The sequence below is a fragment of the Vibrio lentus genome (assembly GCF_002875945.1).
Lineage (GTDB): Bacteria > Pseudomonadota > Gammaproteobacteria > Enterobacterales > Vibrionaceae > Vibrio > Vibrio apostichopi.
In genome coordinates this window covers 1-17,039 of the sequence record NZ_MCZK01000119.1, presented here as the reverse complement: position 1 = coordinate 17,039, position 17,039 = coordinate 1, and the positions used below count along the sequence as shown (strand labels likewise).

At 42.9% G+C, this 17,039-nt stretch carries 15 protein-coding genes; 8 read left to right on the top strand and 7 right to left on the bottom strand.

Features of this window, described 5'->3' with window-relative positions:
* Positions 1 to 74 precede the first annotated feature (74 nt).
* Entirely contained in the window at positions 75 to 749 is a 675-nt protein-coding gene (yjjG, locus tag BCT49_RS13260) for a pyrimidine 5'-nucleotidase (protein ID WP_102435775.1), read from the bottom strand.
* A gap of 223 nt (positions 750 to 972) precedes the next feature.
* Between yjjG and BCT49_RS25885 the strand changes: the two genes are divergently transcribed.
* From BCT49_RS25885 to BCT49_RS13250, 3 genes are all read left to right on the top strand, one after another.
* Positions 973 to 1,149, top strand: a complete 177-nt coding sequence (locus tag BCT49_RS25885) for a hypothetical protein (RefSeq protein ID WP_198595859.1) — start codon at positions 973 to 975, stop codon at positions 1,147 to 1,149.
* A gap of 238 nt (positions 1,150 to 1,387) precedes the next feature.
* On the top strand, positions 1,388 to 2,536 hold the full coding sequence (gene yiaY / locus BCT49_RS13255; RefSeq protein ID WP_102435773.1) for an L-threonine dehydrogenase: 1,149 nt from the start codon (positions 1,388 to 1,390) through the stop codon (positions 2,534 to 2,536).
* Between the two features lie 208 nt (positions 2,537 to 2,744).
* The gene (locus tag BCT49_RS13250; protein ID WP_102435771.1) at positions 2,745 to 3,668 is read left to right on the top strand and encodes a hypothetical protein; all 924 of its coding nucleotides are present in this window, start codon (positions 2,745 to 2,747) and stop codon (positions 3,666 to 3,668) included.
* A 120-nt stretch (positions 3,669 to 3,788) separates the two neighbouring features.
* On the opposite strand, the gene BCT49_RS13245 is transcribed toward BCT49_RS13250, so the two are convergent.
* Positions 3,789 to 4,223, bottom strand: a complete 435-nt coding sequence (locus tag BCT49_RS13245) for a YccF domain-containing protein (protein WP_017075771.1) — start codon at positions 4,221 to 4,223, stop codon at positions 3,789 to 3,791.
* A 247-nt stretch (positions 4,224 to 4,470) separates the two neighbouring features.
* On the opposite strand from BCT49_RS13245, the gene BCT49_RS26290 reads away from it, so the two are divergent.
* Complete coding sequence (locus BCT49_RS26290) at positions 4,471 to 4,596, top strand: hypothetical protein (protein ID WP_017060906.1); 126 nt, start codon at positions 4,471 to 4,473, stop codon at positions 4,594 to 4,596.
* A 124-nt stretch (positions 4,597 to 4,720) separates the two neighbouring features.
* On the opposite strand, the gene BCT49_RS13240 is transcribed toward BCT49_RS26290, so the two are convergent.
* Positions 4,721 to 5,797: a threonine aldolase family protein gene (locus tag BCT49_RS13240; RefSeq protein WP_102435769.1), complete on the bottom strand. Its 1,077-nt coding sequence runs from the start codon at positions 5,795 to 5,797 to the stop codon at positions 4,721 to 4,723.
* A 303-nt stretch (positions 5,798 to 6,100) separates the two neighbouring features.
* On the opposite strand from BCT49_RS13240, the gene BCT49_RS13235 reads away from it, so the two are divergent.
* From BCT49_RS13235 to BCT49_RS13225, 3 genes are all read left to right on the top strand, one after another.
* Positions 6,101 to 6,715, top strand: a complete 615-nt coding sequence (locus BCT49_RS13235; protein WP_102435767.1) for an NAD(P)H-dependent oxidoreductase — start codon at positions 6,101 to 6,103, stop codon at positions 6,713 to 6,715.
* Positions 6,716 to 6,718: 3 nt separating this feature from the next.
* Positions 6,719 to 8,641 (top strand): monovalent cation:proton antiporter-2 (CPA2) family protein, encoded by a 1,923-nt coding sequence (locus BCT49_RS13230; RefSeq protein ID WP_102435765.1) that lies wholly within the window; start codon positions 6,719 to 6,721, stop codon positions 8,639 to 8,641.
* A gap of 528 nt (positions 8,642 to 9,169) precedes the next feature.
* Positions 9,170 to 10,393 carry a DUF819 domain-containing protein gene (locus BCT49_RS13225; RefSeq protein WP_065112819.1) on the top strand — a complete coding sequence of 408 codons (1,224 nt, stop codon included), beginning with the start codon at positions 9,170 to 9,172 and terminating at the stop codon, positions 10,391 to 10,393.
* Positions 10,394 to 10,494: 101 nt separating this feature from the next.
* On the opposite strand, the gene BCT49_RS25700 is transcribed toward BCT49_RS13225, so the two are convergent.
* The 4 genes from BCT49_RS25700 to BCT49_RS13210 form a co-directional block, all read right to left on the bottom strand.
* Positions 10,495 to 10,632, bottom strand: coding sequence for a hypothetical protein (locus tag BCT49_RS25700; protein ID WP_157938613.1), 138 nt, complete (start codon positions 10,630 to 10,632; stop codon positions 10,495 to 10,497).
* A gap of 283 nt (positions 10,633 to 10,915) precedes the next feature.
* Entirely contained in the window at positions 10,916 to 11,776 is an 861-nt protein-coding gene (locus tag BCT49_RS13220) for a hypothetical protein (protein WP_102435763.1), read from the bottom strand.
* Between the two features lie 177 nt (positions 11,777 to 11,953).
* Complete coding sequence (gene tdh, locus BCT49_RS13215) at positions 11,954 to 12,985, bottom strand: L-threonine 3-dehydrogenase (RefSeq protein WP_009845596.1); 1,032 nt, start codon at positions 12,983 to 12,985, stop codon at positions 11,954 to 11,956.
* 110 nt (positions 12,986 to 13,095) lie between these two features.
* Positions 13,096 to 14,289, bottom strand: coding sequence for a glycine C-acetyltransferase (locus BCT49_RS13210; RefSeq protein WP_017094962.1), 1,194 nt, complete (start codon positions 14,287 to 14,289; stop codon positions 13,096 to 13,098).
* A gap of 376 nt (positions 14,290 to 14,665) precedes the next feature.
* On the opposite strand from BCT49_RS13210, the gene BCT49_RS13205 reads away from it, so the two are divergent.
* A complete protein-coding gene (locus BCT49_RS13205) occupies positions 14,666 to 17,023 on the top strand; it encodes a hybrid sensor histidine kinase/response regulator (protein WP_241908083.1) in 2,358 nt (785 codons plus the stop codon).
* The last annotated feature ends 16 nt before the right edge of the window (positions 17,024 to 17,039 follow it).

The window sequence follows — 17,039 nt, the reverse complement described above, 5'->3', positions numbered from 1 at the left end:
AGTAGCCGAGCACATAACTGTACTCGGCTATCAATCATTTACTCAAAAATCTAAAAGCAATTAGCAATTAGCAATTATGCTAATAGAAGAGCTTGCAGATCAGCAAGAGACTTAACCTGATAGTGAGGGTTAATTCCGGCTGGCGTTACTTTCTCTTGGCTGTTCAACCAACAGGTCTCAATACCAAAATCCAAGCCACCTAAAATATCAGAGTGCGGGTTATCTCCTACCATCAATACTCGTTGCTTTGCTGGTAAGCCAACAAGCTTATGTGCATGTTCAAAAATTTCGGCATCTGGCTTAGCAACACCGACTTCCTCAGAAATAATCACATGCTCAAAGTAGTCCGTCATTCCTGTTCGTTCTAAACGGATTGACTGCAGCTCAGTGAAACCATTGGTGATGATGCCCATGTTCACTTTGCCTTTTAAAGACTCCATTAACTCTTTTGCACCAGGAAGCAGAGAACAGATGTCTGCCATTGCAGTCAAAAATGCACTGTTTAGTGCTGCTGTTGTTGTCTCTAATTTTGCTGCCCAGCTTTCAAAACGCGCGTGCTTCAGTTGATCTGCGGTAATGCGACCATCTTGGTAATCAACCCATAATGGTAAATTAACCTCTTGATAAACTGAATAATCCTGCTCACTAAAGTCCACACCAAAACGGGAGAACATCAGCTTCATTCCTTGAAAAGCGTCAAAGTGGAACAAGGTTTCATCCGCATCAAAGAATATCCAATCGTACTTCATTCTATTTCCTATTATTCGCGCTGTTGAGCATTGTCTGCATTTATTTCTGTCTTTGTTTTTATTGTGCCTCTATGGGCGGTCATCACTTTACTGCAAATTTGTGAGCCTGAATATAGTTCTAAGAATTTATAGAAAACAAGCAACAAGTCATGATGTATCGCAAATTTTGCCACATATTAAACCAATACCATACAAGAAATACACTTAAGTACCGGGAGGTACCATGAAGCACTTCTTACCGTCATCCGTCATGCTCACTCCATTCCTTGTTAAGTATTATGATGAAGAACCCGAAGACACCTCTGATGCCTTAGATACCGATGAGCCTCAAATTGAAGCTGACGATGACTCCAGTAAACCCTCGACACAAACTGAACTTGAACCGACTTTGAGTAAATAATCTTTACTTTTCATGGTTATAGATCGCCATTCTGTTCTTAAATCAATCAATAGTTCGCTTTCCATTAGTGACAATAAACACATAAGAAAACCATGAAAACGATTGCTATATGAGCCCTATCACAACGCATAGCCACAAAGTGGTAGTTCGGAATCAAAGTTGTTCCAGATCAATGGTCGACCAGTTGATTGCCGACAACATATAGGAAATTAAAAATCATAATTAACGGAGTTTTCCAATGTCTACTGCATTTTATATCCCTACAATCAACTTCATGGGTACTGGCTGTTTGAAAGATGCTGCTGATAGCATTCAGTCTCAAGGCTTCAAAAAAGGTCTGATCGTTACGGATAAGATCCTTAACCAAATCGGTGTGGTTAAACAGGTACAAGACCTACTTAGCCAACGCGGCGTGGACGCAGTTGTATTCGACGGCACTCAACCAAACCCAACCATCACGAACGTGAACGATGGTCTTGAATTACTGACTGACAACGATTGTGATTTCGTTGTTTCTCTAGGTGGCGGCTCTCCACACGATTGTGCAAAAGGTATCGCTCTGGTTGCTTCTAACGGTGGCAAGATTGCAGATTACGAAGGCGTAGATCAGTCAGAAAAACCAATGATGCCTCTAATTGCCATCAACACAACAGCAGGCACAGCTTCTGAAATGACGCGTTTCTGCATCATTACTGACGAAGCTCGTCATATTAAGATGGCTATCGTTGATAAGCACACAACACCGCTTATCTCAGTAAACGATCCTGAACTGATGCTTGCGAAGCCTGCATCACTAACGGCAGCAACAGGCATGGATGCGTTAACACACGCAATCGAGGCTTACGTTTCTATCGCAGCAACGCCAATCACAGACGCAGTAGCGATTAAAGCAATTGAACTTGTACAAGCACACCTAAGAACAGCCGTAGCGCACGGCGAAGACATTGAAGCTCGTGAGCAAATGGCTTACGCGCAGTTCATGGCTGGCATGGCGTTCAACAACGCGTCTCTTGGCTATGTTCACGCAATGGCTCACCAACTGGGTGGTTTCTACGACCTTCCACACGGTGTATGTAACGCTATCCTGCTTCCACACGTTCAACGCTACAACGCGCAAGTTTGCCCAGAGCGTCTACGTGACGTTGCAAAAGCAATGGGTGTGAATGTTGAAGGTATGACAGCAGAGCAAGGCACAGAAGCTGCGATCAACGCGATTGTTCAACTTGCAAACGACGTGAACATTCCAACGGGTATCGCACAACTTGGTGCGAAACTAGAAGACATCCCAACGCTGTCTGACAACGCACTAAAAGATGCTTGTGGTTTCACTAACCCTAAACAAGCAACTCACGAAGAAATCTCAGCGATCTTCGAAGCGGCAATGTAATTTAGATACAAGTCACTTCTTATAGTTAACACAAACGGGCTCACATTCTGAGCCCGTTTTCTTTTATCTGTTCGATATCTTTCAAATCTTTACCTTCCCCACGCCCTAGAACCGTTAATCAATAGCGACTCACCACGAAAAAGTCGCATTGTTGCGATCGCTTGGTTATAGTCAAACTATTGATATATAGAATGACAAACAGGTTCCATTGAGTCGTTGGATAGTTAGCACCTCATTATTAGCTTCACTCGTTGTCCACTCCGCCCAAGCAGAGGAACAAAATGAGTGTCACAGTCAGCCGTTAGAAGACGCCCCTGTCGAAAAGGCTTACCACTACCTAAACAGTAAATTTTGCCAACCCGCGTTGTGGTTTGACAGCTTCTTTGTCGATGACCGAATAACTGAAGATGCTAGAGCCGGCACCTCCGTTCGTTGGTACAACGATTTTATCTATTCAGAAGGTGGCGATGTTGATTACTCAACCAAGCTCAACGCACGCCTGCACCTGCCCTTTGTGAGTAAACGGCTGAAGTTAATCTATGAATCGGTTGGCGATGAAGAATTCTTGGATTTCTTTCCGCAAGATTCAGATGAATTAGAGAGCGCACTCGGCCTACGTTACGATGCTTATGCCAAGGGTTACAGTAGCTTCAATATCAAGGCGACACTGCGCCCGCGCATCGAAGCTCGTTATCGCTTTACCTACCCTCTCACCACCGATGCAGTATTCAGGCTGACCCAACGTGTGTATCAAGAGAAGCAAGAAACCGGAGAGATCACCGATATCGATTTTGATCTTTCTTTAAGTGATGACTTCTTAGCGCGATGGTCGAACTTTGCAGGTTATAACGACGACCTTAAAGGCTGGGAGTACGGTACGGGGCTGACTTTGTATCACTATCTTTCTCAAGACCAAGCTCTGCAATACAGCGCCACTATCACAGCAACCAGCGAACCGTATAACCACTACGAATATTCACAGGTGTCGATAACCTACCGAGAAAACGTTTGGAAAGAGTGGCTGTTCTACGAATTGATTCCACGCTATCAATGGGAACGAGAGCCCTATGAGAAACATACCGAAGAAGCCAACATCACCCTTAGGCTTGAAGTCTTGTTCAACAATGTCTAGTGGAACAGTATCTAGTGAGTGTTTGTGAAATCCGTACATCGTAAGATAAAAACATGGACACAAAAAAAGCACATCATGTGATGTGCTTTTTCAGTTCTATATAAGGCTTAAACTGTAGTCTTAACCTTTGTAGTTTCTTACTCGTGCCGCTTCTGCTTCACGCTTGTCGACAACGGTTTTACCGATTGGCGCCAATGAGATAACCGCAAGCTTAAGGTGCTGAATCGCAAACGGAATACCAATGATGGTAATGAAACACGCTACTGCTGACATGATGTGGCCAATCGCCAGCCAGATTCCTGCAAATAAGAACCAAATGATGTTACCAATCATACCGAGAGGGCTGGTACCGATGTCAGTTTCATTAGTCAATTCATCACGTGAAATAGCTTCTTGGCCGAATGGGAAGAATGAGAAATTACCCATTACAAAACACGCTCTACCCCATGGAATACCAACAATGGTGAGGAATGCGAGTAGTCCGAAGAACCACCAAGCCAGTCCCATAAATACGCCACCAAATAGAAACCAAATGATGTTTCCTATTGTTCTCATGTTGTCTTCTCCAAATCTTTGAATGCTGTTTATTTCATATGCCGAGTAAGGCAATACTTGTTCTAATAGGTTCATTATTATTGAGTCTTTATGAACCGCTAATGAATCGCCTACATTTTCTGTGATTGATACACACCACGAAACGCCAAATCCGCATAGGGATCATCGATTTTATTTGATACCATACTCGTAGATTTTTAGTATCACAAAGCTAGACAGCTACAACAACTAATTTAAGGCCGAACTTATGAACAACACTGAGCAACCTAAAAAGAAAATGAAAAACTGGGTGCCAATCGTCTTCTTCGGACTTCTCAGCACGGTGCCTGTATTCATGTTTTTAGTCGACGTGTACATCAACCAATACATGTAACAAGACCCCGCCATCCTATCGGCGTAAAAATGAATACAGGAAACATGTCCTGTATTCATCTCAGTTAAATCACTTCTGCTGTAATCAATTCAACTCTTCTGCGATCAAATCAACTCCTCGTTAATTAAATCAGCTCTTCGCTAATAAAATCCAATATGTCGATCAGCTCATGATCAGGTAAGTTCAATAAGTTATCACCCACATACCACTCAATTTTACATTGATTTGGTAGCTCGCTGATCGCTGGATTTCCTATCCAAACCTTATGCTTCTTAGCAATATTATCTCGCGCAATAATGCCGTCTTCATAACGCACAGGTAAATAAAGATGCAGCATATTCACTTGAGGTTGCTGCGGATTAACCGTGAATTGCGGGTAATCTTGTAATATCTGGTAAACCTGTTTGGTGCGTTCATACAGAACAGGCATCAGTTCTAATCGCTCATCAAACTGCATCGCAGCAGATACCACATAAGGCGTTCGGTGATACACGTTACCACCCTGACGCTTCATCCATGCCGATGCTTTAGCTACGAAAGCTTTACCACCTAATAGTAAAGAACCACCCAGGCCGTTTAACCCTTTATACAGCGAAACATAAGCCGTATCGAAACCCTGCGCAATCTCGCTATATGACTTTTGATAATAAGCGCCGCACTCCCACAAGCGCGCCCCATCCATATGCAGATGAATCGATTGTTCTTTGCAGTACTGCTTTATCGCTTCGAGCTCTTCCCACTCTGGCAATTGACCACCAATCTCTCGCATCGGCAACTCATACAATGCCGCGGCAATCTCATCAGGCCAAGCCTTTAAATCGTCCACATTCCAAGTACGAAATACATTACCAACCGGAAGTACGTTGAAACGGTTCTGGAGCTGATACCCTTGGCGTTCATGGCGCATAATATGGCTGGATTCATGCATCGCCACTAAAGGGTTTCTTTTTTCTTGGCAAGCAATCTCTAGTGCTGTTGGTTGGTTCATGGTGCCTGTAATCACAAACACGGCGGCCTCATAACCGAGCAAATCAGCCACTTTTTTTTCGAAACTCTCAATAAAATCGCCATCACCATAGGTATCGTGAGCCACATCATGTGCTTCGCACCATTCGGCCATTTGCGCGAAGGTTTGGGCTGGTGTTGGATCGAAGTGGCCAGAAAGCAGCAAATTACATTGTTGACGCAAGTCCGTGCTCATATCTTTTCCTTTATTCATTGTTGTTCTATGTAGGGTGATTGAATTATTTACGTTATCCGTCAACCGTGACATAAAATGCGCCTATTCGCTTTTATTATTCGCGAATAATTAGTTTTACTCAGTCATAGGCTGCGTGTGCCGGAAAAACTCAAATTGACGGGTGTTTTATATAATTAAGTCCCTAAAAACACGCGTATCTAACTAGATAAGTATGGGCTAATTCGTTGTTCTTCAATCATTCTTCTATTATTGTATATCTATAATTCCAATAAACATTATTCGTTAATGGACAAAGAGGGCTATATGTCGAAAAATCGAGTCTTGGTGCTATTCGCCCACCCTTCTCAGCATCGCTCTGAAGCTAACAAACCCTTATTTGAGCAAGCTAAGCGCATTGGTGGGGTAACCTGTGTCGATCTCTATGCTGAATATCCGACCTTCAAAATCAACATCGATCGCGAACAGAAACGCCTGTTGGACCATGACATCATCATTTTTCAGTTCCCTCTATATTGGTACTCAACACCCGCGATTCTTAAAGAGTGGCAAGATCTCGTCCTAGAATACGGATTTGCTTATGGCACCGACGGTAATGAACTTCAAGGTAAAAGCTTGTTATGCAGTATCACGGCTGGCGGCAAGAAAGATGCTTATCAGACTGACGGTTATAACCACTTCACCATACGTGAACTGCTTCATCCCATCGAACAAACGGCTTCTTTGTGCGGTATGAACTACTTGGCTCCGTTGGCTTTGTTTGGTTCACGTACTGCGTTAGAAGAAGGCCGAATTCAAGACCACGTAAACAGCTATAAAACGCTTTTAGAAGCTTTTGTTGCAGGCGAAGTCGACCTTAAAAAGGCAAGCAAGGCTGAAAAGCTAAACCATTACGTTGATGAAATGATGAGCAGAGGTTAGATCATGACAGGATATTTTCTACAAGCATTTATCTATTTGCTCGCAGCGGTCATCGCCGTCCCTATTGCCAAAAGACTTGGCCTCGGTTCTGTGCTTGGCTACCTGATTGCAGGTGTAGTGATTGGTCCAATTATCGGCTTAGTTGGCGAAGAGACCACAACCATTCAACACTTTGCTGAATTCGGCGTAGTTATGATGCTGTTCTTAGTCGGGCTGGAACTTGAGCCCAAGATGCTTTGGGCAATGAGAAACCGTCTTATGGGCCTCGGCGGCCTACAAGTCGGCGGTACAACAGCCATTGTAATGGGTATTGCATTGTTCTTCGGGCAACCTTGGACGATCGCTCTCACCATCGGCTTAATCTTCGCGCTTTCATCTACTGCTATTGTTCTTCAAACGTTTAATGAGAAAGGGCTATCAAAGACAGAAGGCGGTAAGAATGCTTTCTCGGTCTTACTGTTCCAAGATATCGCCGTCATTCCGATGTTGGCATTCATTCCCTTACTGGCTCTTCCTGAACTGGTTGCTTTGGCAGAAAGCGCAGCAGAAACCGCAGCACACCACGATGAGTTAAGTTTGGTTGCAGGCTTACCAAGTTGGGCATATGGCCTTGTTATTACCGCTTCCATCGCCATCGTAGTCGTGGGAGGACATTATCTAAGTCGTCCACTGTTCCGCTTTGTTGCAAGCTCTGGCCTACGTGAGATCTTCACCGCAACGGCACTGATGCTGGTTATTGGTATTGCCGCGCTGATGAGCCTTGTTGGTTTGTCTCCAGCGCTTGGTACATTCTTAGCGGGCGTTGTACTTGCCAACAGTGAATTCAGACACGAGCTTGAATCTAACATTGACCCATTCAAAGGGCTGTTGCTTGGTCTGTTCTTCATTACAGTAGGTGCGGGTATCGATTTTGGAGTTCTGTTTAACGACTTTGGACTCATCATCGGCTTAACGCTAGGCGTAATGGCACTCAAAGCATTGGTGCTGTTCACTCTGGCGCTGATCTTTAAAATCAAAAATAGCGACCGATGGTTATTCACATTGAGCTTGGCGCAAGCCGGTGAATTCGGTTTTGTACTACTGAGCTTCTCAGCCCAAAACCATGTGCTGCCCTCTGATATTGTTCAAACACTATCGTTGGTTGTCGCCCTTTCAATGTTCTTAACACCTGGCTTGTTCATACTGTTTGATAAAGTAATTCTGCCTCGCTACGAGCAAAAATCTAACGACCGTGAAGAAGATACTATCGAAGAGAAAGGTACGGTCATCATTGCTGGTATTGGCCGATTCGGTCAGATCGTTAACCGTTTATTGGTATCAAATGATGTCAATACTGTGGTTTTGGATCACCAAGCCAACCAAGTAGATTTATTACGCTCCATCAATATTAAATCTTACTTTGGTGATGCGACTCGTCATGACTTATTGCATACCGCAGGAATCGAAGAAGCCGCAATGCTTGTCGTCGCGATAGATAACCAAGACTCAAGCGTTGAATTGGTGAAGTACGTTAAGCACACCTACCCTAAAGTGAAAATCTTAGCGCGAGCATTCGACCGTGGTCACAGCTATCGCCTAAGAGAAGCCGGTGCAGATTTTGTGGAATCAGAAACGTACCACTCGGCGCTTGAAATGGGTGCAGAAGCCTTGCGTTCGCTAGGCCATCACCCATTCTTCGTTGAACAGCAAAAATCAACGTATCAGCGTGTTGAAAGTCGTAAGTCTGAAAAGCTCTACCAAGCTTGGTCTGAAGCGGAAGAAAACCCACGCTACGACAACAACTACCGACAAATCTTTATTCATCTAGAAGAAGCGATGAAAGAAGATATGAAAAAAGACCGCTCAGATAAGCACTCTCGCTCAGAACGAGGTTGGACACCGCCACCGAAAGGTTATGCCGACGGCTTTGAGGAAGAAGAAAGCTAAACGGAAATTCTACTAAACACTCTAAGTTACCATTCAAAAGTGGCTCTCGAGCCGCTTTTTCATTGTCTAGACACCAACAGCGCGACCAATGAAGCCAAATCACTGGACCTAAATCAGATGAACCACGAGATTTATGTGATCCAGCTATAATTTTCAATCTCAAGCTACCCGTCAAAAATGAATTCAGTTTTTACAATTATGAAACATTACCTCATTGCATAAACCACACCTTAAACATGGCTATATATGCACTCATTTTAGCAACTCACTTGCCAACTAAAATCGAAATGTCCGGTTTTAGGGGTTTGAATAACATTGCATATATCAAAACCAGCCTGTCTCGACCCAACAAAATCATTCACAAAACCAATAAATTACGCACTACATTCACAAACCTAACCCATTTGAGTTAACACAAACGTTTCAAAGTATGTCTATCGTTACAATTTGTAACGAATGGAAGTTGTCGGTATAGTCCTGCAATTCAAAAAGTGAGACCTTTGCGCTCACCTTAAAGGAGATATAATAATGATTACTAATGATGCTGTAATAATGGGCATGTTAGCTGTTATTCTTGGCGGTGTTTTTATCACGGAAAGTAGCCAAAATAGCGCACTGAAAAAATTCTACTCGTTCGTTCCGGGTCTATTGCTCTGTTACTTTGTTCCTTCGCTATTGAACAGCTTCGGCATCATCGATGCGTCAAACTCCAAGCTATACTTCGTAGCAAGTCGCTACCTACTGCCAAGTGCACTAGTTCTTCTGATCATCTCAGCTGACCTACGCAAGATTTTTGGACTAGGTTCAAAAGCCGTCATCATGTTCCTTACCGGTACTGTCGGTATTATCATTGGTGGTCCATTGGCTATCTTGATCATCGACCAAATCAACCCTGACCTTGTATCTGGTGACGTATGGCGTGGCCTAACAACCGTTGCAGGTTCTTGGATTGGCGGCGGTGCAAACCAAGCCGCAATGAAAGAAGTGTTCGAGGTTGATGACCAACTCTTCTCTGCAATGATTACAGTCGACGTTATCTGTGCAAACATTTGGATGGCTGTATTGCTTATCATGGCAGGCCGTCAGAAGAAGATTGATGCATGGTTAAAAGCGGATACTTCATCTATTGAAGAGCTAAAAGAGACCGTTTCTAAATACCAAGAAGAGAACGCTCGCCCAACAACGACAACCGATCTAATGAAGATCACGGGGATTGCATTCGGTCTTACCGGCCTAGCTCACCTATTCAGTGACCTAATCGCACCTTGGATCTCGACCAACGCACCAGAACTCGCGAAATACAGCCTTACATCAGGTTTCTTCTGGTTGATCGTAATGGTGACAACGTTCGCGCTCATCGCTTCATGCTTCAAATCAACACGCAGCCTTGAGCACAGTGGCGCATCAAAAGTAGGTTCGGCGTTCATATACATCCTAGTTGCAACCATCGGTATGCAAATGGACGTGACGGCTATCTTAGACAACCCAGGCTACTTCTTCATTGGTATCACATGGCTAACTATCCATGCCATTCTAATGATTGTGATGGCGAAGCTTATCCGTGCACCACTGTTCTTCATGGCTGTCGGTAGCCAAGCTAACGTAGGCGGCGCAGCATCGGCTCCTATCGTAGCAGCGGCATTCCACCCTGCATTAGCTCCAGTAGGTATCCTAATGGCGGTATTGGGTTACGCACTCGGTACATACGGCGCTTACATCTGTGGCCTAATAATGCAGGCTGCTGCGGGTTAATTGAGTTAACGTCGCTCAAGCCAACCATTAAACATCAAAGTCCGATATTGGTACGCCAATATCGGACTTTTTTGTGCCTTCAGGTATTGAAGAGTTTCGTTTTAGGACATCTCAACCTTCTTGTTCAAATACGACAGAGATACTGGGGCGATGTCGTTAATAGAATCTTTGAATGCTTTGGCAAGTAACACCGCCCTCTTCTCTGGAACGCCCACATCGTTCAAATTGGCTAAACACATGTTGAAAAATTCTTGATTTATCCAAACATACCTATCCAGTTATAGTGTTTGTAGAGGTGATCGACGATGAAAGAACTCGATAGATATTGTGAACAAATAAACCTAAACCTGACAAAACAACAAGTAGATCGACTTAGATGGAACAAGCCTGTGTTTAGCAAGCGTATTACTATTTTTTCAGCGATGTCTTTGTTTATTTTATGGGTAACGTATTGGTTTTAAATGAATAAAAGGTGAAACGATGTCCGTTCAGCCTCTCTTTTTGCATAATACTAAACAAAGATTAATCGAATAAAGACGCCAATTTATTTTCAACTACAGGGCTGATGTTAAAGCTCAACATAAAGTCTGGACGCGTCTTTTCATCTTTCTCGATATAGTAATTAGCTTCAATGCCAAACTTCCAAGGACGACCATTCAAAACGGTTGTTTTACTCACGCTAATATTCAATGGGATCTCCGCCTGATCGTTATTCCAATCGTAGGACAATGTCGGAGCAGAGCCTACCGTCCACCCTCCTTCCAACAACTCTACCCAAAATAACTGCGTAGAAGTCTTGTTTATACGAGTGTCAGAGTGATCCGCTCCGTTGCCAAATACGCCATAAAGGTGGCTTGGAAACACACCTACAACGCGATCGGCACTCACTTTCCCGTACATAAACTCCGGACCGACAGCAAATTGATCAGCCGTTAACTCACTGCTGCCTGTAGGTAAAGAAGCAAACAAACCAAAAGCGGCTATGGTTCCACCTTCCATTTTGGGCGCATAAGCTAGATCGAAGGAAATGTCGCTCACTCCCGACTGATTCATATGTTGGGAACTTGTCGGCGTATCCACATTGAAATCATTCTGAACATAAGAGATAGCAGGACGAAAGATGACTTTGTCGCCATTATCTATAGGGAAAGGGAGAGTTGGTTGTAACACTGTGGCGAAGCTGTCCCCTCCTCCTTCATAACCACCAGAGTATTGGAGCTTTAAGTTAAGGCTCGCGTAAGCCGTGTTGGGGTTTGCAAGTTCCTTTGCTGCCTTTTCTGCTGCTTGCTCGCTATTACCTTTCGAGATAGTGGTATTAGCCTTCGCAAAATTCGGCGTTAATAATATTCCAGTTATTATCAGTGCAAGTGATTTACAAGCCATGAGCCCTCTTTAAAAATTAAACGCAGTTTATTACGCATATTTTAAAGGCTAACGAGAAACAAAATGGCCATTCAGCGACATCGAGAATTAATCGATTCATAAAAACAAAAAATGCCCCAAATATCTTTGGGGCATTTTCAAATAATCAGGAAGCGAGGGAGTGTTTACTCCTTTAGCTTATTCCCAATCAAGAATTACTTTACCTGACATACCAGAACGCATCATGTCGAAGCCTTTCTGGAAGTCATCCACTTTGTAGTGGTGAGTAATGATTGGTGTTAGATCTAGGCCTGACTGGATTAGTGACGCCATCTTGTACCAAGTTTCGAACATCTCACGACCGTAGATACCTTTGATAACCAAGCCTTTGAAGATTACTTGGTTCCAGTCTACTGCCATGTCTGATGGTGGAATGCCTAGTAGAGAGATCTTACCGCCGTGGTTCATGTTAGTCAGCATGCTGTTGAACGCAGATGGGTTACCAGACATTTCTAGACCTACATCGAAGCCTTCCGTCATGCCAAGATCAGACATTACGTCTTCAAGCTTCTCTTCCATCACGTTTACTGCGCGAGTCACACCCATTTGACGAGCAAGGTCTAGGCGGTATTCGTTTACGTCAGTGATTACAACGTGACGAGCACCAACGTGCTTAGCAACAGCAGCAGCCATGATACCGATTGGGCCAGCACCAGTGATTAGCACGTCTTCGCCTACTAGGTCGAAAGAAAGCGCTGTGTGTACTGCGTTACCAAACGGGTCAAAGATTGATGCTAGATCGTCAGAAATTTCTGCAGGGATCTTAAATGCGTTGAACGCAGGGATCACAAGGAATTCAGAGAACGCACCAGTGCGGTTAACACCAACACCTGTTGTGTTACGACAAAGGTGAGTACGGCCGCCACGACAGTTACGACAGTGACCACATGTGATGTGACCTTCGCCAGATACACGGTCGCCGATTTCAAAACCACGAACTTCTTGGCCGATGCCAACAACTTCACCCACGTATTCGTGACCTACTACCATTGGTACTGGGATTGTGTTTTGTGACCACTCATCCCAGTTGTAGATATGTACGTCAGTACCACAAATTGCAGTTTTCTTAATACGAATAAGAAGATCATTATGACCCATTTCAGGTTTTTCAACCTCGGTCATCCAGATGCCTTCTTCAGGCTTAAGCTTAGAAAGTGCTTTAATTTTCATAATGTTATCCAGTTCATCTCGCCTAACTGTAAGGCGAGAATCAAAAATCTATATGTTCTATTGGGTGTTGCTCTATCTAATCAAAGGATGCACAAGGCACCCCTTTAAAATTAGATGATAGCCATGTCTTTACCAACTTGGATGAACGCATCGATTGCGCGATCCAGTTGCTCACGTGAGTGTGCTGCAGACATTTGCGTACGGATACGAGCTTGGCCTTTTGGTACTACTGGGAAAGAGAAACCTACCACGTAGATGCCTTTCTCTAGTGCACGCTCTGCGAATTCAGCCGCTACTTTTGCATCACCCAGCATGATTGGGATGATTGCGTGGTCAGCACCACCCATAGTGAAACCAGCTGCTTCCATGCGAGTACGGAAGTGGGCAGAGTTTTCCCATAGTTGAGTACGTAGGTCGCCAGATTCCGCTAGAAGATCTAGAACGCGAATAGAAGCAGATACGATTGCTGGTGCAACAGAGTTAGAGAATAGGTATGGACGAGAACGCTGACGTAACCAGTCGATCACTTCTTTCTTACCAGAAGTGTAACCGCCTGAAGCGCCACCCATTGCTTTACCAAGCGTACCTGTGATGATGTCGATACGGTCAACAACGTTGTGGAACTCGTGAGTACCTGCGCCGTTTTCGCCCATGAAGCCAACAGCGTGAGAGTCATCAACCATCACTAGTGCGCCGTACTTGTCAGCAAGGTCACAGATAGCAGGAAGGTTAGCGACTACGCCGTCCATTGAGAACACGCCATCAGTTACGATTAGTGTGTGACGAGCGCCTGCTTCTTTCGCTGCGATAAGTTGCTGCTCTAGCTCTTCCATGTTGTTGTTCGAGTAACGGAAACGCATTGCTTTACATAAACGAACACCATCAATGATAGATGCGTGGTTTAGAGCATCAGAAATGATTGCGTCTTCTTTGCCTAGGATAGTTTCGAATAGGCCAGCGTTTGCATCAAAGCAAGATGTGTAAAGGATAGTGTCTTCTTTACCAAGGAACGTAGATAGCTTTTGCTCTAGTTCTTTGTGAGAATCTTGAGTACCACAGATGAAACGAACAGAAGCCATACCAAAACCGTGTTGATCCATACCGTCTTTAGCAGCTTCGATAAGGTCAGGGTGGTTAGCAAGGCCTAAGTAGTTGTTTGCACAGAAGTTTAGTACTTCTTCACCAGTCGAGATAGAAACCGCTGCTTTTTGAGCAGAAGTGATAATGCGCTCAGACTTGTAAAGACCTTCTTCTTTAACTTCTTCGATTTGAGTTTGAATCTGTTGGTAAAATGCAGAAGACATTGTCTATTCCTTCCTAATTATTATTCAGCAGCATCGCGCGCCGCATTATGTAGGGGATGTAAACGATTTCAATTCGATCATTTACACTGTAAAACTTATACCCCTATTCTAGTTGAACATCCCCTTCTCGATTATCCCTTTAGTTGGAAAAACATTAATGAATCACAGGCACAAGTGCTACGAAAGGCCATACTAACTAAATCTATAGAGCAAGTGTGATTTATAAAATGTAACGATTAAAACAACATACCAGTCATAGCTTTCAAACATATAAAAAGATCTGAGAAATCCCTTTATTATCTATAAGTCGTAGATAGAATGCTGTTGTCTCTATAATAAAATACTATTTACCGCAATTGAGTTGAGTGTTGACTGCATGCCTAAACTTATCACGAACTTCAAACAGCTCTCCAAGAGCGAAAAAAAAGAAAGCCGCATTAGAGCTGTAATAACCGGGTTCGTCTTAGTCATGACACTATTAGTCGCTATTGCGATTGGTACTTGGACTGGCACAACAAAATTGTTTGATGCCCTAAACCGAATCTATACAACTGGAGAGCTCATCTTTTCTTTGGATCGAGCACGCTTGAACGCTCTTGGGTACGTACGAGATCCTAATAGCGATAGATTAGATAAAACACTTTATTACATCGAACAATCCAACTTACTCACCCAAGATCTAAATGACAGCAATGAAGACAAAATCTTAGAACTTCTTGGAGAGTACCAAGCAAGCTTTCTTGAATTCGTTGAAATAGATAAAGAACGAAAAACCATCATCAAAGAATACGCTGAACGAGCAAATACATTAAATCAAACGTTCAAAATGGTGGTTAATGTTAACTATCAACACGGCGACCCAAAAGTCATAAAATTAGTAAATAAATTGATATTTGATAGAACTTCAATCAACAAAAGAATCGTCAATTATTTAACATCGGGGAAAAGAATTAACTCTATAGATTTAGAAGAAACGATCGAGCTATTATTCGGAATTGAGCGTTCTATAGAGCAACTAATACCAATCATTGATGAAAAAGAGAATATCGACAGCTTATCGAAGCTATTGGGCGATACTAAGTTTTATATAAAACTTGTCGAAAAACTAATCGATAACAATGAAAAACTAATCAAAAACTCTCAGAAAGCTATTCCTGCGGTTTTAGAAGCAGAAGCAAGGATAATCTCAATAAGAAACGAACGCGTAGAAAAAGTTGATAGCTTAAAGTTCACGTCGTTTACCTTAACCATCTTATCCATACTCTTTGTAATTAGTTTAGTGCTGCTCGGTTATTTGATTTTTCATTCGATTACCAATTTGATAAAGCTAACAAACGAAGCAACGTATACTCGTGATAGCGCGATATCATCAAATAAAATTAAATCTCAGTTTCTAGCTAATATGAGTCATGAAATCCGAACGCCAATGAACGCAATTATGGGCATGACAGGGCTAGCTTTGAAGACTAACCTAGATGAAAAACAACAAAAATACATTGAAAGCATTGATATTGCATCTAATCAACTAATCCACATCATTAACGATATTCTTGATACATCAAAGATAGAGTCAGGAAAATTCACTATCGAGTTAAGCCAATTTAACCTCAAACAACTGTTAAACGATTGTCATAAACTCATGTCGGTGAACGCCCATCACAAAGGATTGAGTTTGAATTACCAGTGCGATGAAAATGTTCCTAAACTAGTCAAAGGTGACTCATTAAGACTAAACCAAATCTTACTGAACATTGTAGGTAATGGTATAAAATTTTGTGATAGTGGCTATGTCTCTATCGATGTTAGTTGCCTAGAAAGTGACGGCACTAGTGCTCGTGTCTTATTTGAGATTACCGACACTGGCATTGGGATATCCGACCAAGATCTAGACGATCTTTTTAAGCCTTTCGCTCAAGTAGATAACTCTACTGCTCGGTTATACGGGGGAACAGGACTAGGCTTGATGATAAGCAAACAACTTGTAGAATTAATGGGCGGGAGTTTACACGTTATAAGTACACCTAACAGAGGAAGTACTTTTTCTTTTGATATACCATTCGGCCTAACTGTGCAGGATGCCGTCAACCAAAATTCAGAGATAAAAGCAGAATCACCTAAAAACATTCATCAACTACACGGCAAAAAAATTCTACTTGTTGAAGACAACTATATTAATCAAGAGTTAGTAAAAGAACTATTATTACATGTTGTAGATCTCGAAATTTGTGGGAGCGGAGAACAAGCCTTATTGCTTTTACGTTCGAAAGAGTTCGACGGTGTGTTAATGGATTGCCAGCTTCCTGTAATGGACGGGTATCAAACGACATCAGCCATACGCAATGATCTAAAACTCTCACTCCCTATTATCGCAATGACAGCTAATGTTATGCCTCAAGACAAGCACAAAGCTATCGAATCGGGCATGAATGATCTTATAGCGAAACCTTTAAACACTGAAGACATGTACTCCAAGATGATAACATGGTTTTCTGACAGCAATACTTCACAGGATCCTATACAAACTCCATCATCACAGCCTATAGCTGAAACATCAGAGTTTGATTTACCTGAATGGCTGAAATCCGCTCCACATATTGATCATATATCAGGCTTAAAAGTAAGTGCCGGCAACGTTAACCTTTACCTTAAGCTACTTGATATATTTGCCAACGATTACGAAGGGTTTGTGGCAAGAATGGGACATGCCGATGAGATCCACAAATTAAAAGGTTGAAGTGGCATAGTGAATT

Coding starts and splice junctions, on each gene's coding strand:
- yiaY (WP_102435773.1), top strand. CDS start 1,388: ATGTCTACTGCATTTTATATCCCTACAATCAACTTCATGGGTACTGGC.
- BCT49_RS25885 (WP_198595859.1), top strand. CDS start 973: ATGAAGCACTTCTTACCGTCATCCGTCATGCTCACTCCATTCCTTGTT.
- BCT49_RS25700 (WP_157938613.1), bottom strand. CDS start 10,632: ATGTGTTTAGCCAATTTGAACGATGTGGGCGTTCCAGAGAAGAGGGCG.
- BCT49_RS13240 (WP_102435769.1), bottom strand. CDS start 5,797: ATGAGCACGGACTTGCGTCAACAATGTAATTTGCTGCTTTCTGGCCAC.
- BCT49_RS13220 (WP_102435763.1), bottom strand. CDS start 11,776: ATGGCTTGTAAATCACTTGCACTGATAATAACTGGAATATTATTAACG.
- BCT49_RS13230 (WP_102435765.1), top strand. CDS start 6,719: ATGACAGGATATTTTCTACAAGCATTTATCTATTTGCTCGCAGCGGTC.
- BCT49_RS13235 (WP_102435767.1), top strand. CDS start 6,101: ATGTCGAAAAATCGAGTCTTGGTGCTATTCGCCCACCCTTCTCAGCAT.
- BCT49_RS13245 (WP_017075771.1), bottom strand. CDS start 4,223: ATGAGAACAATAGGAAACATCATTTGGTTTCTATTTGGTGGCGTATTT.
- BCT49_RS13205 (WP_241908083.1), top strand. CDS start 14,666: ATGCCTAAACTTATCACGAACTTCAAACAGCTCTCCAAGAGCGAAAAA.
- BCT49_RS13225 (WP_065112819.1), top strand. CDS start 9,170: ATGATTACTAATGATGCTGTAATAATGGGCATGTTAGCTGTTATTCTT.
- BCT49_RS13210 (WP_017094962.1), bottom strand. CDS start 14,289: ATGTCTTCTGCATTTTACCAACAGATTCAAACTCAAATCGAAGAAGTT.
- tdh (WP_009845596.1), bottom strand. CDS start 12,985: ATGAAAATTAAAGCACTTTCTAAGCTTAAGCCTGAAGAAGGCATCTGG.
- yjjG (WP_102435775.1), bottom strand. CDS start 749: ATGAAGTACGATTGGATATTCTTTGATGCGGATGAAACCTTGTTCCAC.
- BCT49_RS26290 (WP_017060906.1), top strand. CDS start 4,471: ATGAACAACACTGAGCAACCTAAAAAGAAAATGAAAAACTGGGTGCCA.